The sequence below is a fragment of the Sphingopyxis indica genome, assembly GCF_032879645.1.
In the GTDB taxonomy this organism is placed as follows: Bacteria; Pseudomonadota; Alphaproteobacteria; order Sphingomonadales; family Sphingomonadaceae; genus Sphingopyxis; species Sphingopyxis indica.
This window is the reverse complement of sequence record NZ_CP076394.1, coordinates 1,967,075-1,981,976: the sequence shown is the minus strand read 5'-3', so window position 1 is coordinate 1,981,976 and position 14,902 is coordinate 1,967,075. Positions and strand designations below refer to the sequence as shown.

Annotated in this window: 14 protein-coding genes; 13 read left to right on the top strand and 1 reads right to left on the bottom strand. The window is 64.1% G+C overall.

The genetic code is table 11. The annotated features are described in order from the left end of the window. Positions 1-180 precede the first annotated feature (180 nt). From KNJ79_RS09345 to KNJ79_RS09310, 8 genes are read left to right on the top strand one after another with little or no spacing between them, the layout of a single operon-like run. On the top strand, positions 181-2,037 hold the full coding sequence (locus tag KNJ79_RS09345; protein ID WP_317153719.1) for a hypothetical protein: 1,857 nt from the start codon (positions 181-183) through the stop codon (positions 2,035-2,037). Further along, positions 2,034-3,158 carry a conjugal transfer protein TraN gene (traN, locus tag KNJ79_RS09340; protein WP_317153718.1) on the top strand — a complete coding sequence of 375 codons (1,125 nt, stop codon included), beginning with the start codon at positions 2,034-2,036 and terminating at the stop codon, positions 3,156-3,158. The genes KNJ79_RS09345 and traN overlap by 4 nt, the downstream gene beginning before the upstream one ends. Further along, entirely contained in the window at positions 3,130-3,987 is an 858-nt protein-coding gene (locus KNJ79_RS09335) for a type-F conjugative transfer system pilin assembly protein TrbC (protein ID WP_317153717.1), read from the top strand. The genes traN and KNJ79_RS09335 overlap by 29 nt, the downstream gene beginning before the upstream one ends. Beyond that, positions 3,959-4,564: a S26 family signal peptidase gene (locus KNJ79_RS09330; RefSeq protein ID WP_317153716.1), complete on the top strand. Its 606-nt coding sequence runs from the start codon at positions 3,959-3,961 to the stop codon at positions 4,562-4,564. Before KNJ79_RS09335 ends, KNJ79_RS09330 begins: the two co-directional genes overlap by 29 nt. After that, positions 4,561-5,451 carry a conjugal transfer protein TraF gene (locus tag KNJ79_RS09325; protein WP_394357163.1) on the top strand — a complete coding sequence of 297 codons (891 nt, stop codon included), beginning with the start codon at positions 4,561-4,563 and terminating at the stop codon, positions 5,449-5,451. Before KNJ79_RS09330 ends, KNJ79_RS09325 begins: the two co-directional genes overlap by 4 nt. Continuing rightward, complete coding sequence (locus tag KNJ79_RS09320) at positions 5,451-6,026, top strand: hypothetical protein (protein WP_317153896.1); 576 nt, start codon at positions 5,451-5,453, stop codon at positions 6,024-6,026. Before KNJ79_RS09325 ends, KNJ79_RS09320 begins: the two co-directional genes overlap by 1 nt. 53 nt (positions 6,027-6,079) lie before the next feature. Beyond that, entirely contained in the window at positions 6,080-7,492 is a 1,413-nt protein-coding gene (locus KNJ79_RS09315; protein ID WP_317153715.1) for a conjugal transfer protein TraH, read from the top strand. 11 nt (positions 7,493-7,503) lie between these two features. Then, positions 7,504-11,271: a conjugal transfer protein TraG N-terminal domain-containing protein gene (locus tag KNJ79_RS09310; protein ID WP_317153714.1), complete on the top strand. Its 3,768-nt coding sequence runs from the start codon at positions 7,504-7,506 to the stop codon at positions 11,269-11,271. Here KNJ79_RS09310 and KNJ79_RS09305 read toward each other — a convergent pair. Continuing rightward, positions 11,268-11,741, bottom strand: coding sequence for a hypothetical protein (locus KNJ79_RS09305; RefSeq protein WP_317153713.1), 474 nt, complete (start codon positions 11,739-11,741; stop codon positions 11,268-11,270). The two genes, KNJ79_RS09310 and KNJ79_RS09305, sit on opposite strands and share 4 nt — an antisense overlap. 117 nt (positions 11,742-11,858) lie before the next feature. On the opposite strand from KNJ79_RS09305, the gene KNJ79_RS09300 reads away from it, so the two are divergent. The 5 genes from KNJ79_RS09300 to KNJ79_RS09280 all read left to right on the top strand — a co-directional run bounded on the left by KNJ79_RS09300 (position 11,859) and on the right by KNJ79_RS09280 (position 14,835). Then, a complete protein-coding gene (locus KNJ79_RS09300; protein ID WP_317153712.1) occupies positions 11,859-12,494 on the top strand; it encodes a hypothetical protein in 636 nt (211 codons plus the stop codon). 6 nt (positions 12,495-12,500) lie between these two features. Then, a complete protein-coding gene (locus tag KNJ79_RS09295; protein ID WP_015458448.1) occupies positions 12,501-13,061 on the top strand; it encodes an RES family NAD+ phosphorylase in 561 nt (186 codons plus the stop codon). A gap of 95 nt (positions 13,062-13,156) precedes the next feature. After that, positions 13,157-13,453, top strand: a complete 297-nt coding sequence (locus KNJ79_RS09290) for a type II toxin-antitoxin system Phd/YefM family antitoxin (RefSeq protein ID WP_317153711.1) — start codon at positions 13,157-13,159, stop codon at positions 13,451-13,453. Continuing rightward, the gene (locus tag KNJ79_RS09285; RefSeq protein ID WP_317153710.1) at positions 13,450-13,902 is read left to right on the top strand and encodes a type II toxin-antitoxin system VapC family toxin; all 453 of its coding nucleotides are present in this window, start codon (positions 13,450-13,452) and stop codon (positions 13,900-13,902) included. The genes KNJ79_RS09290 and KNJ79_RS09285 overlap by 4 nt, the downstream gene beginning before the upstream one ends. Positions 13,903-13,920: 18 nt before the next feature. Further along, positions 13,921-14,835, top strand: a complete 915-nt coding sequence (locus KNJ79_RS09280) for a nucleotidyltransferase (protein ID WP_317153709.1) — start codon at positions 13,921-13,923, stop codon at positions 14,833-14,835. Positions 14,836-14,902 lie beyond the last annotated feature (67 nt).

The following is a 14,902-nucleotide window of genomic DNA, read 5'->3' as shown; positions in this document are numbered from 1 at the left end:
GGCCGATGGCTTCCGTGCGGGACCGGAGCGGCGCCGCTATGCCCCCTTGGCGGCGTCGCTCCACCCCCGGCCAGCGCGGCCGCGATACACCCCCGATGGGATCGGCGCTTCCTCTCCGCCTGTTCCATCGTCGCGACCGCGCTGGCCCTTCCTCTTGCTTCGCCCGCATCGGCGCAGACGATGGAAGAGCGCGCCCGCGCCGCCGCCGAGGCGTCGCGTGCAAAGACCAGCGACAGCGACGCGCTTCAGCAGAATTATGTGACGCCAGGCCTCGCCAGTCAGCAGATTTCGACTGTCGACAACAGCCGGACCTTCGCGCCCAACATCGCCTGCCAGAAGACCGCGACGATGCTCGAAGTGCTCGTGCAGCCGGCAGGGACCGGCGACCTCGGCAAGGTCACGATCGCCCGCGACACCGATCTCGACGGATCGGTCGACAGCACGGCGAACCTTCCCGTGCCGGTATCGGGAATTTGCGCGAACGGAGTCATCTCCTGCCAGCCCGGAACCTGGAACGGTTGCAGCTTCTTCCGCTGGGATGTCGACGCGGGACAAGCGCTCAAGCTGACCTCGGTCGACATGCCCAAGCTCGCGGGATGCTATTGCCTCAACAATAGCTGCGGCACCAACCTCGCCTGGGGCAACATGGCCTCGGTGCTGCGCGACCTTGGCGGCGGGATGATCGGGGCGCTCACCACGGCCGACCCGCGCTATGGCGTTGCCGAGGCCGTCATCGACGGGCCCTCTATCCGCTATGTCGGCGCGCAATCGACCGCCTGCTCCGCCAACCCCGATCTCCCGCAGACCGCTTATCGCGCCAATCCCGCGACCATCGCATCGGATGCCTATGCCGCATCGACGGGCAATTCGGTGTTTCAGGCGCTCAAGGGGTCGGCGATCGGCAGCGGCACGGCGCTCCAATATCGCCATTGCTCGATCGAACGGCGAGTGACCGTATTGAAACCCGGCGCCGAGGATATCATCAGCCGAACGTCGGGCGGTTATTCGACGATCGAGAACGGCACCTCGTTCGACTTCCTGATGGGCTCACCGGCGGATAACAGCCTGGCCGGTGGAAGCTGCACGCTCATCGACTTCCGTATGGTGCTGCATGTAAACGATCCCGACCGGATCGTTGACGCACGGCTTGTTCAGTTCTTCGCCGACGATTGGGCGCAGGTGCGGATCGACGGGATTTTGGTGGGCTCTGGCCCCTCGCCCTGGACCACGCTCGGACTTCCGCCGGGCAAGTGCGAGCTGAAGAAGACTTTTTACCAGTACCCCAACCTGGATCTGAAGCCCTTCCTGACAGAAGGCGATCACGAGATCTGGCTGCGTGTCGCGGTCGCTTCGGGCGGCGAAGGTTTTGCGCAGGTCCATGTCGATGTCGACAATAGCTGCAAGACGCTGGAGCAGGTCGTCGACGGTTGCGGAGCGATCGTGTCCAACCCGCAATGCAAGCTCGACAGCGAGTTGGTCGACGGTGTCCAGACATGGATCAACGGCGTCGCGACCGGCCTGAGGCCCCTGCCCCAAACCCGCATATTGGGTGGACCAAGTTGCCCGACACAACTCACCCGCGACTTCTTCCTGAAGGATCGGACCTATCGTTGCGCGGTCGACGATATCGCGAGGCCCGATACGAGCCGCGGCGCCTATATCATCGACCATTCGACGGAGACGATGCTGGCCGACCGGACGCTCCAAAGCGACGGCAGCTACGCGACATCGACGCGCGCTTTCAGCCTCCCCGACCGGGGCAGCGTGCCGGCGTGCGAGCCCGTCTGCAAGACGCGCGCGCCCAAAGCCAATAGCGAAGCCGCGCCCGATGGCGTGGTGGGCGCGAAACAGAATGTGCCGACGGGCTACGACAGCTTCTTCCACGCCTGCACCTCGGACAATCGATGCCCGGCAGGCCCCGGCGAGGAAATTGTCTCCGCCTGCGGATGCCTCGACGATTTCCCGGAAGCGGTGGTGATGATGCAGACGGTGCGCCTCGCCGGGGTCGACATGGTCTGCACGGGGAACGTGCCATGACGGGTCTTGCGACAACGCGATACTGGTATCTCGACCCGCGCAGCGCCGCGCTCGCGCTGGTGCTCGGAGCGGGCGTTGCGATTGGCTGTCCGAGCGCCGCCCGCGCGCAGAATATCTGCGCGGCTGACCTCAACAACAATGGCGATGCGGCCGATGAGGGCGAGCAGGCAAGCTGCCGTTCGACGACCAGCGGCGCGTGGCTTTGCCCGATCCAGAAGGTCGACTGCGTCGCGGACGCGATGGGGCAATATAGCTGCCCAGTCGGCCCGCAATATGCCTGCCTGGTGAAGACCGAGGGCGGCCCGCCGGCCTGCTCGCCCAATCAGTGCGCCGATCTCGCGACCAATCCGATCGTGGATGAGCCGCCGATGGACGATCCGGGCACGGAGCCCGATGGCGGCATCGATGCAGACGGCAATTGCCTCGGGAATATCGAGATATTCTCGGGCCGCGGGGTGCGGTGCCGGCCCGCAGGGCTTTCGACCACCTTTGCGAACTGCTGCAAGGACAAGGGAAAGATCGTGAAGGACGGGATGGGGTCCTCCATCTCGTCGATCGGCACCAAGATCGCGGTCGCCAAGGGCGTTTTCACGGGCATGAAAGCCGCCTATGTGGCCTTCAAGGCCGGAGCGACCGCGAGCCAGGCCGCAAGCGCCGGTGCCAATGCCCTGATCGTCGGCCTCGACCCGACATCGCTCGCCGTAAGCCTGGCGATCAACTTCATGATCGACTTCCTGTTTTCGGGCTGTGACCAGCAGGACATGGAGACGGCGATGCTGCGCTCGTCGGGCATGTGCCACGAGATCGGCAGCTATTGCACCTCGAGCTTTCTCGGCATCTGCCTGCAGAAGGCGCGCGGGCACTGCTGCTTCAACACCAAGCTCGGCCGCATCATCCAGGAGCAAGGCCGACCCCAGCTCAAGGCCTTCAACGGCAACCTCTGGGGCACGGCCAAAAAGCCGATGTGCCGCGGGTTCACGCCCGAGGAGTTTCAGGCGCTCGATTTCAGCAAGATGGATCTCTCCGAATATTATGCGGACATCGAGGCCCGCGCCCAATCCGACATCCAGATAGACATGGGGGAGCGCATCGATGCGTATCTCAAAGCGGTCAATCCATAGCGCCGTCCTTCTCGCGCTGCTGGGCACGGCGACCGCCGCGCTCGCGCAGGACAGCGCGCGCCAGTCAGCGGCAGACCAGGGCCAAGACAGCATGAACCGGCTCGAGAGCGTGGTCTCGCGCGGCAAGGCCGATGCGGCCCAGCGTCCCGATCCCCAGCTTCCACGCACCGACAACCCAGCGGACCGACGGCGCGCATTCGACGGCCTGCACAAGCGACTTCCGGCGCCGGACATGGAGGCACGCGCTCGCGCCGCGCAGGCTCGCGGCGAGGCGAGCCTCGCGGCCGAGCGCGAACGGCAGGCCAAGGCGCTGCGCCAGGCGCTGGGGCTTGAGCCTGCGGAGGAGAAGGCGCTCGCCAAGGCGAGTCCAGCTTCCGCTGCCAAGGGTTGGGTCCCGGTCCTGTTCGTGTCCTCTTCCATGCCGATCTCGACTCTGCGCAACTATGCGATCCAGCTCGAGAAGGTCCGCGGCGTCATGGCGTTTCGCGGCGCTCCGGGGGGTCTCAGGAAAATGGGGCCCATGGCGAAGCTGACAGCGCAGATCCTCCGGCTCGATCCGGGCTGCGAAGGGCCGAACTGCGCGATGCGCGACGTTCAACTCATCATCGATCCGATCGTCTTTCGCCAGCACGGGATATCCCAGGTTCCGGCGCTTGCCATGATCCCGGGCGATCCGACCCAGGCCTATTGCGAGCGCGACGATGAAAGCCCCCGTGCCGCCCACGTCGTCTTTGGGGACAGCGCGCTTTCCGGGATGTTCGAAGAGTATGCCCGCCTCGGCGGAAAGGAGGAGGTAAGCCATGCTCAGGCTCTTCTGGGCGCTCGCTAGGGCGATCGCCGGCCTGTGGCCGCGTCTGCGCCGATTGCCGCGCAAGGCGGCGATTGCGCTCGGGGCACCGGGGCCGGATCAGCCGGCACGGCCTGAGCGGCTCGCACGCGCCATGCTTGTCGTGCTGCCGATTGCTGCGATCGCGGCGTTCATCGTGCCGCAGGTCGCGCTGGTCATGTCGCCGTCGATCGATGCTTTCGCGGTGCGCAAGAGCCCAGGGCCGATAGCGCGCGGCGACTATGTGATGTTCACGCTTCATCACCCCATCGCCGGGCCAGATCCGGTGTCCGTGACAAAGCACGCGCTCTGCATGGCGGGCGATCGGCTGACGATGTTCGAGACCCCGTCGCCTCTCCTCCCGCGCAGCCGGGACGGCCACTATTATTGCAACGGCGTGCTCCTGGGCGTGAGCCTTCCGCAGGCCCATAACGGTATGAAGCTCGATCATATGCGGTGGAGCGGGATCATTCCCCCCGGGATGGTCTATGTAGGCTCGACGCATCCGCGTGGATTCGACAGCCGTTATTTCGGGCTCCTGCCGATTGTGCGTCTCACTCGGATGGAGCGCATCCTGTGAGCGCGCCAAGGTTCATAGTTGCAGGCGTCTGCTTCCTTCTCACGCCCGCGCTGGCGGCCGCGCAGACGGCCGGCCAGGCCTCCGGATCGCATCAAGGCTATTGGTGGTATGAAGCGCCGAAGCCCAAGGCAGAGGAGAAACAGCAGCCCGACTCACTCGTGAAGCCGACGATCCCGCCGATGGCGGAGTTGGCGACCTGGACGCCGCCAAGGATCCGCAAGCTCATCGAGGAGCAGCGAGACTATGCAGCGACAGTGCTGACGGTCGATGCCGTCGCGGATTTCTGGAGGCTTCAGGATTTCGCGCGGCGTAAGGCGCGGGCCTTCGCCGGCGTCACGCAGATCGCGATGCTGCAATATCCCGAACTCAACTCGAAGTCCGCGAACCCGATGGTCGGCGACGCCCGTTCGGAGCTGACCGCCGAAAAGGATGCCATCCGGCGGTCCTACCTGCGCGCCCATGCCGGCGAGTTCGCTCTCGTGATGTTCTCGCGTTCGACCTGCGGCTATTGCCGTGTCCAGTGGCCGATCATCCAGCGCTTTCAGGAAGAGATGGGCTGGCAGGTCACCCTCATGGATCTCGACAAGCGCCCCGAGATCAGGGAGCGGTTTGGAGTCGAGATCACACCGACGACAATGGTCATCCGACGGGGAAGTCAGCAGCGCATGATCATCGCCTCGGGCGTCGAGGCTTATCCCAATCTGGCGCAGATGGCCTATCAGGCGGTGCGCCTGCTACGCGGCGACATCCGGCCTGAGCAGTTCATGACAGGCCCGGGCGAGGATGCCGGCTTCTTCGACGCGCTGGGCAACGGCCCTGTCTCGGCGACCGATCCGAGGGCGCTTGGCGGCGACCTGGTCGATGCTTCCAGCGAGCCGAGGCCGTGATGCGCGGGCTCATTCTCCTCGGCATCCCGGGCCTCGTTATTGGCATGGGATCGGCAGCCGCGCAGACCGTCAGCCGGGAGGACGCGATGCGAGCCGCGATCCACCCGGTCGGGGAAGCGAAGACCATGCAGACTTGGCTCTCGCGCGTACCCGTCACGCGTGACTTTCCCGACGACTTCGCCACGACGCTTCGCGGCCATGGGGCCGCCTTCGTCATCGAGATGACGACAAGCCCCGGCTGCGTACCGTGCGGAGACCTGTGGACCAAGCTGACGGCGCTGGGCGCGCGCTATGGCTGGCAGGTCCACACGATCGGCAATCAGGAGGCGATGATCCGTTCGGGGCGCCTAGGTCTGCCGTGGGTCGGGCATCCGGTTGCCTGGGTGCGGCCCGTGGCCGACGATGCGCGCATCGTGCCGGTGGCGATCGGCACGGATCATGCGCCCAATCTGGCCCGAAACCTTTATCTGGCCGCGAAGATGTTGACGGGCGTGCGGCCCGATGTCGGCGTCCGGGCCATGTCCAAGTTCACCGGCATCGTGGGGCTGCCGGCGACCCGCCCGGGAAGGCGCTGAGCGATGGCGGGCTCGGTCCTTCCTCCTTCATCCCATATCGTTCGGAGTCCGCCATGTTCGCTCGCCGTCGCGCCACCGTCCGCGCGCTGATCGTCCTCGCCCTGGCAACAGTTGTTTCTGCCACGCCTGCCCATGCGCAGAGTTGGGCGGAGAGCTGGTTCGATAATGTCACTTACACCTCGCCGGGCAGCTTCGAGGATCAGACCCGGGGCTATGTGACGGCTGGTGGCATGTCCGGCCGGGTGGACGTCCACAATGACTATCTCATGTCGGTGAGCCTGCCGAAAGTGCGGGCCGGCTGCGGCGGCATAGACATGTTCCTGGGGGGCATGTCGTTCCTCGACCCCGACTATCTGGTTCAGAAGCTGGAGAGCATCCTGCAGGCGGCGCCGGCGGTCGCGTTCCAGTATCTGCTCGAGACGCTCGACGAAAAGATGGGCAATATCATCTCGAAGATGGAAGCGGCGACCAACTTCCTCAATTCGATCCAGGTCAACGACTGCCGCCTCGCCAACCGCATGGTCCAGATCGCCAAGGGCGACGACAACATGAGCGGCATCATCGAGGAGATGACGGGCTACCGTTCGGTCAAGCAAGGGTTCGCCAAGAGCTACCAACAGAGCCGCGAGAGGATCGAGGCCAACAACAACAATCCCACCGAGGACTTGAAGGACGCTCTCGCCAACTGCCCGGCGGAGGTGACTGACATTTTCCGCACCGGCTCGCTGCTTTCCCATGCCGCATCGCGGGTCGGCGCGGGCGACTGGGCCAGCGTGATGCGTGCCAGGGTCGGCGACGTCTATATGCGGTGGGACGATGGCGACCGCGTGCCGCTGTTCACGGCTATTCCGCAGTGCCCCGCACAAGACACGGAAAGCGCGCAAGATTTCTTGACCGGCCAGGTCCAGCGCCGCTCCCTCAATATTCCGCCGACGGGCGCCGACTGTTCGCAGGATGGCAGTGGGCGCGGTGCGCTTGTGCTCGCCCGCGAGCGCATGCAGTCGATCGCCGTCAAGATTCGGACGCGCGCTGCCTTGTCGGCGGACGAGAGACAGTTCGTCGCCAATGTCCGGACGCTTCCCGTCTATCGCATGCTCGAATGGGGGGTACGCCAGGGCGTCGTCGATTCCGTGATCGCCGATACCGACGAGCTGGTGGCGCTTACCCTCGCCTACCAGATGCTCAACGACCTGACCCGGACCATCGACTTCACCGTCTCGAATGCCGAGCGCGGCGCGACGGTCGCGGGCTCGGGCGATGCGAACACCAAGAATGTCTGCCAAACGCGGATTCTTTCCAAGGGCATCGAGCAACTGCGCGATCTCAGGGACGAGGTGCTGCGCCAGCGCGCGCGGATGCGTCAAAGCTACATGGCGGCGCTCAATCAGGCCAATCTCTCCGCCAACTACGCAGGACTTCTGCGCGACCGCGACCGCGATGCCCGCGACGCCGCCGGCAACCAATAGGATCGGACCCCATGCGTCGGCTTGCAAGGCTTCTTGCCGCCCTTCCCGCCCTGTTCCTCGCCTCGCCCGCATTGGCGGTCGATACAAGCTTCCACACCTATGACGGCTTCGCCGAGACGGTCGACGCCTTCCGCATGGTGTCGATGATCTTCGGCGACCCACGCTACGAGACGCTGGTGATGATCGTCGCGACGGTCGGGATCGGGCTTGGCGCGATCCTCGCGAGCGTGCGCGGCACGGGCATGGGGCTGGTCGCCTTCGGGTTCCAGATCCTGATCGGTGTCGGCCTGTTCGTCGGGCTCGTCGCGACGACCGGCACGGTCCATGTCTATGACCGGGTGCGCAACGCCTATCAGCCGGTCGGCGGCGTCCCCAACCTCCTCGTGCTCGTCGCCGGCGCGACCAACATGATCGAGCGGGCGATGGTCGAGACGATCGACGACAACACGCTCGATCCCGATGCCAAGATCGAGTTCGGCGCCGGCGGGCACAGCTTCGACCTGTTCCTGAACGCCGTCTCGCCGCGCGGTCCGATGACCGACGTTTTTCTGGATGCGACGATCAAGGACTATGTCCGTCAATGCTATCCCGTCGCGCGGGTCTCGGCGGCCTACGGCGTCGACGATGACCAGCTCTTCCGGACCTCGACCGACCTCCCCGCCTCGTTTGGGGCGATGGCGGGGCCCGCCACCTTCTCGACGGTCTATACCGAAGCCGACAAGGGCGGCACGACGGTCAGTTGCACCGATGCCTGGACGCATATCTCGGATCGCTTGTCCGACCCGGTGCTGTTCGATAGCTACACTAAGCAGATCTGCGCCCGGACGGGCTACGATACGGAGAATGCCGCGCAGATGGCGCGATGCCGGGAACAGCTCGGCGAAATGGGCCAGATGATGCTGGGGCGTCCGCTGAGCGCACAAGCTTTCCTGACCCATATCCTGCTCGGCAACACGGTGGGCGATGTGCTGTTCGAGGACTCGCCGGCGAGCGCGGCGCGGGTCATGGCCAATCGGGCCGTCATCTCCAACGGGCTTGCTACCATGTCGGTGGCGAACGAATGGATGCCAACGATCCGTGCAACCGTATTCGGGATCATGCTGTTCATGATCCCGATCGCGCTGCTGTTCATCCTGACGCCGATCAATCTGCGGGTCGCCAGCTTTGCGCTCGGCATGTTCGTGTTCGTCGCGCTCTGGGGCGTGATCGACGCGGGCATCTATCAGCTCACGCTCGGGCGCGCGACGGCGACACTGGCGGAGCTTCGCTCGAACGCGCTTGCGGCCAACGCCTGGCTGCTCGCTCCTTCGGCAGCGATGAAGGCGCTCGCGATCTTCGGGAGCTTCCGCACGGCAGCGGCCGGCCTAGCCGGCGCGTTCGTGTTTACCGTGTTCCGCTTCAGCGGCAACGTGTTCACGGCCTTCACATCGGGCTCGCTCGGGGTGGCGAGCCAGGGCACGGCCGCCGCGACACCGATGGGCACCGCCGAGGGGCAGGCCTCGGCGCTGGAGGCCCAGGCTTCGGCTTTGGGGACACGGTCCCGCGCTGCAGCCGCGTCGAGCTTCGGCGACTTCGGAGAACGCTCGACCTTCGGCACCAATCGCGTGTTCGGCGAGGCGGGTCGTATTCTCGGCGAGCGCCCCGGTATCGCCGGCGGGACAGCGATGGCGCTTGGCGGCATCGAGGGCTCTCGCCAGCTCGGCAGCCTCGCCCCGGCCCTGGCCGGCCGGGATATGGCCGATCCAGCGGTTGCGCGCGCCGTTCAGGCCAATGCCGCCACCACGGCGATCCATCAGTTCGCAGAGAAGGACGCCCTCCGGAACCTTGGCAATGGTTATTTTGGTCAGGGAGAAGCCGGCGAGAGGACATTCGCGGCCTTCAGCCAGAACCTCGTTCAGTGGCGGGCATTCGGCGATCAGCGGGCTTATGGCATGATGATGCAGGCCGCGACGCGCCATTTCGAGCGGGCAGGATATTCGACCAGCGATGCGCAGCTCAAGGCATCGGGTGTGATCGGAGAGGCCCAGGCCGACCCGACCTTCGCCAAGCTGATCGCCAACACGTTCGACCAGGAGCAGATGCTGAGGAACGATCTCACTTCGGCGCAAGTGCAGGTGGGCGCCATGGAGGGGCGGCGCGACTATGCGGGCGATAATGTCGCGGGTGTCGAACGTGCCAATGTTGCAACCGAGCAGGGCTGGCGCAGCGGTAGCAATCAGGGTCAACGCGAGGCGGCCTCGATGCTTGGGCTATCCGTCGATGAGACCTCGCGACGCATCGGCTTCATCAATGCCCTGTCCGGCGAGGCACGCAGCACGGCCATCTCGCAGCTTTCCCGCGCCACCGGAAGGAATGAGGCGCAGGTGGAAGCCGCGCTCGAGCGATATAGTGCCGCCGTGCGGGTTGGAACCGCCGATGGCGCCAGCGCCGAAGCCGCTCGGGAGGGGACGACCATCTATGGCCGCACGCGCGAGGCGGCTGGCTATGACTTCGCGGAGCGCTCAGGCAGGCTCGATGCGCAGCGAGAAGTTGGAACCGATGGCACGCGCAGCGCTGCACGGATCGGCGAGCAGCGGCGCCAATCGGAGAATTTCGGTTATGCCGAGGGTGCTGCCGCGGCAGGCGTTTCGACACGCGAGGCGGCGCGGCTCGACAGCTTCATCCAGGCGCTGAGCCGGACGGCGGGCAACCAGGTCGATATGACCGAAGGCGGCGCTGTCGGCATCGCCGACCGCGCGCGGAACGAGCGCCTGACGTCGATCGTCGACCGGGAGCGCCTGACCCGGATGCAAGGGCTGCTCGCCGAAAACGGCATCAAGCTGTCGAAGCGACAGATCGCGATGGACCAGAACGGCGACCTCAGCCTCAACCTCACCCCGGAAACCGCGGCGGCGATGTGGAAGTCGGGCCTTATCAACGAGAGCCAGCTCGGCGCGATCGCAAACGGCGGACACGCCCGCTTCAGCTTCGCGGATAATGACTTGCTGGTTTCCAGTGGGACGGACTTCAGCCGGTCGGCGCGCAGCGATACCAGCACACGGTTCGAGGCCGGCAAACAGGCGGGGCCGGATACGATCGAGCATTTCATGGGCGGGGGCGCTGAAGGCCAGGCCCAACTCGCCAACTGGCTGCGCGGCGGGTTCGAGATGGACCGCAAGGGCGAATGGCGCCTGAAGCCGCAGGTCGCCGATACACTCCAGCGCGATGTGCAGGCGATCATGGCGCAGACCGGGTGGCAGAGATCGCTATCACGATTGGCCCAGGATCAGACGACGATGGGAACCAGCGTCGACCTCAATGTTGGCGGAGATGTTAGTGTCTCCAATACCGAAACGTCTGGTGGTCGCGGCGGCGCTTCGGGTCGAGGGCGGCAGGCGGCCCGAGGGCCGGTCGAAACAACGAACCGCGCCACGGCAGGACGTTTCGGCGCAGGCGTTGGCTTCAATAGCCGTGACACCGGCACCACGAGCGAAACCGCTCAGTCATCGATTGACATCGTCAACTATGACGTGCGCGAATCGATCGCTGCAGCTGAGCGTGCCGCTGCGCGCTCCCCAAATCCGGAAGCCACATTTTCGCGTGAGTTGTCGAACCGCATCCTCGGTAGCGAAGGCATGCGCAATCGCTACCTCCAGGACGCAGACGATGGTCGCGCGACTTTCGACATCACAGGTCCGCTGACGTCAGTGGAACAAAACTCTGTCCTCTCCAGAGGAAGCTTTTCTACTGACATCAAAGGCAGCCCTGGTGACGGCGACAGCAGCTTCAAGAAGCGTTAACGGTGCTTGCCTGTATGCGGGTCAATGTAACCCGGATTGTTAGGGTTCGCCGGGTTGCCAATCCAGAGCAGTCCCGACCGCGGGTCGAATACATCGCTCCCCGCACGAAGGTTATTCATGGCTCGGTCATGCTCTTCCCAAACGCGACGCGTCACAGCTAAGGCTTCCTCATCGGACAGCGGCGTTCCATCGCCTGGCCCCACGAATCCGTCCAAGCGTTCACGGACATAGCCGATACCCAGCACCATCAACGTCGTCATCGGGAAGAACAGGATATTCAGATAGCCCGCGAGCGCCCCGCCATAAAATGCAGCAAGAAAGTCAACGCGCGTCGCCGCCGCCATTCCAAGCCACCATATGGGAATGGCGGTCCACCAGAGCTTGGCGTACCATGGCCGCCAGAGCCAGGCCGCCAGCTTCGGTCGGCCAGCGGCACTCTCGGCGCGGTGTTCGTCGATGGCAGATTCCACCGGGGAAATCCTTTCGGCCTTCCCCTAGCATATCGGTCGCGGACCGTCATCAGAAAATGGCGAACGCAACTTGTCTTTCCCGTCAAACATCCTATTATCAGGACAGGAAGGACAGATATGGCCAGCAACGCCTCCATCGTCAAATCGGATCGGCGACCGACTGCTCGTCGGATCGTTTCAGGAACCGACACGCTCCGCCGAAAGGCTTTGGAGAAGCTCACGCTCGCCATCGCCAAGGCAGTGGAAGCCGCGAGCGACGATACTCTGGCCGACATCGTGGGCTCCCATGACTTGCGCCATGCCCTGGTCGTCGCGCCGCGAGACATCGCGCCGGAAGCGCCCGCCGATCTGGAGGCGCTCAAAGCGGCGCGCGAGCGAACCGGCCAATTCCGCGAGGATATGGCGAAGCGCGCCGGCGGGATGTTCGATCGCGCACATGTCGCGGCAATGCTCGGCGTCTCCCCGGCGGCGATCGAAAAGCAGAGGCAGCGGCGTCAGATTCTCGGCGTGCCCTATGGTTCCGAAAATCGCTTCCCCGCCGCACAGTTTGTCGACGGCGAGACAGTCCCGCATCTCAGGCGGGTACTCGAAGCGTTTGACGACACCAACCCCTGGGAACAGTTGATGCTGCTTACCACCCCGCTCGAGGGATTTAGCAGCGAGCCGGAAACCGCGCTCGAAATTCTGCGGCGCAAGCCCGACCAGGAGACGGTTCGCCAATTGGTTGCCCTCGCGACGGTTTGGACGTCCTGACCCAACATGGCGGCCACGCTACTGCGCCGGATCAATGCCGGCGCGCGCCTTCACAGGATCCATCGCAAGGGTCACGACGCGATCTTCTTCGGCCCGCTGGATGAAATTCCGGTAGGGCGTTTCGACGCGCCCGACGGAAGCTACAAGGTTTTGTATGCCGCGCGATCGCTGGAAACCGCGTTCGGCGAGACCATGGTCCGCTTACCGACAATTCCCCATATCACCTATTCTGCTGTGCAGAGTCGGCTTCGCAGCGAACTGGTGACCACCCGCGCGTTAAGGCTCTACCCGCTTCTGGACGCTGGCGTCTCGGCACATGGGCTTTCGTTCACAGACCTTCACGGCGATGTCTACGCGAAGACCCGGGCGATAAGCCGGGTCATACACGAAACCACGTCGGCCGACGGCATTCTATACACGTCCCGCTTCGACAATCAGCGTTGCGTAGCGATCTTCGACCGTGCAGCCGACGCGATTTCGCTCGGAGCCCGGCATGATTTGATCATCGGAACGGGAGCGGCAGCTTTGCTCGCCGGGCATTTCGGAAAGACCATCGTTGAGCCCTGACACGGATGGCCGCAAATCGATAGATCGACTCCCGATCTGCTTGCAGAGCCAAAGCTGTCCGGCTATATCTGACTAGCTAGTCAGGAGTGTACAAGATGGGCACCGCCACTCGAAAGGGCGATCGCGACCAATCCGCGCCAGGCGGCACCTGGAAACTCGAGGATGCCAAGGCCCGGTTCAGCGAGGTCGTCAGGCGTGCCCAGAGTGAGGGACCGCAGCGCGTCACTGTCCGGGGCCGGGAAGCGGTGGTGGTGATGAGCGTAGACGAACTCGACCGACTGATGCCCAAGGATGCGGACAAGCCTGCCTTCGTGCCGTTCCTCGAGAGCCTGGGTCTCGATGGCCTCGACCTTGAGCGCGAGATCGACCGCGGGCGGGACGTCGCTTTGTGAAAGGCTGGCTGCTGGACACCCATATCGTCTCTGCGTTGGCGAACCCCAACGGGGCGCCAAGCGTCAAGGCATGGGCGACGGCGCAACCCGAACACCGGATGTACCTGAGCGTTCTGACGCTCGCGGAATACGACAAGGGCATTCACAATCTCGAGCCTGACCATCCCGACCGGTCGCGCTATGTCGCGGCGCGCGATGCGTTGGCCGAACGCTTCAGCAACAGGCTCCTCTCCATCGACGATGCCATCGGATACCGCTGGGGCGCAATCTCTGGTGAGGTGAAGCGGCGGACCGGGCAGTCGCCTCCGGTGATCGACACCCTGCTCACTGCGACCGCGATCGAGCATGACCTTTTCCTCGTGACCCGAAACGTCAAGGACACGCGGCACAGCGGTGCCGCGATCTTCAATCCGTGGGAAGACGAACCATCCCGCTTCCCTCTCACCTGAACCGGATGATTTGAAACGATGAAAACCGAGCTTGACCATCTTCCGGTAAACAAGCGGCGCGAACTCGACCGGGTCATCCAGATCCTCTTCGAGGAGTTCGAGGACGCAGTTGGCGAGCCGACCTCGGATCGCAAGCTGGGCCGCATCCTCAAGATCATCCTCTACGGCTCCTATGCGACCGGACGCTGGGTGCATGAGCCGCATACCGAGAGAGGCTATCGATCGGATTTCGATCTGCTCATTATCGTCAACCAGAAGGAACTGACGGACAGAGCCGAATATTGGGAGAAGGCGGAAGAACGCCTCGACCGGGAAACGATGATCCTCAACCGCCTGCGCACGCCGGTCAATTTCATCGTTCACACCCTGCAGGAAGTGAATGATGGACTGGCTCATGGCCGCTATTTCTTCATGGACCTCGCGCGCGACGGCATCGCGCTGTATCAGGTCGACAATAGCGAACTGCACGAGCCAAAGCCCAAGACCCCACAGCAAGCCTATGACATGGCGAAGGAATATTTCGACCAGTGGTTTGAGCTGGCCGTTTCCTCGCGAAGGATTTTCCAGTTCTGCTACGACACGCGGCAATTTCCCGACGCGGCCTATAACCTCCAGCAGGCGTGCGAGCGCCTCTATTACTGTATTCTGCTCGTCTACACCTTTTACACGCCCTATAGCCACAACATCAAATTTCTTCGGAGCCGTGCCGAGAAGATTTCTGCCCGCCTCATCGACGCGTGGCCGAGGGAAACGCGCAAGCAGGAAGCCTACTTCAACAAGCTCAAGGATGCCTATGTGAAGGCCCGGCATTCGAAGCATTTCAAGATGACGGAGGAGGAATTCGCTTTCCTCTCCGAGCGCGTCGAGGTGCTTGGCACGATCGTCAACGAGCTTTGCCAGGAGAGGCTGTCCGAGCTGCGTGCCCAGCTTTAGAACATCAGGAGGTCCGCCCGGATCTGAGGAGACCGCGCCTCCCAATCCTGCGGGCGGGGAGGACCTT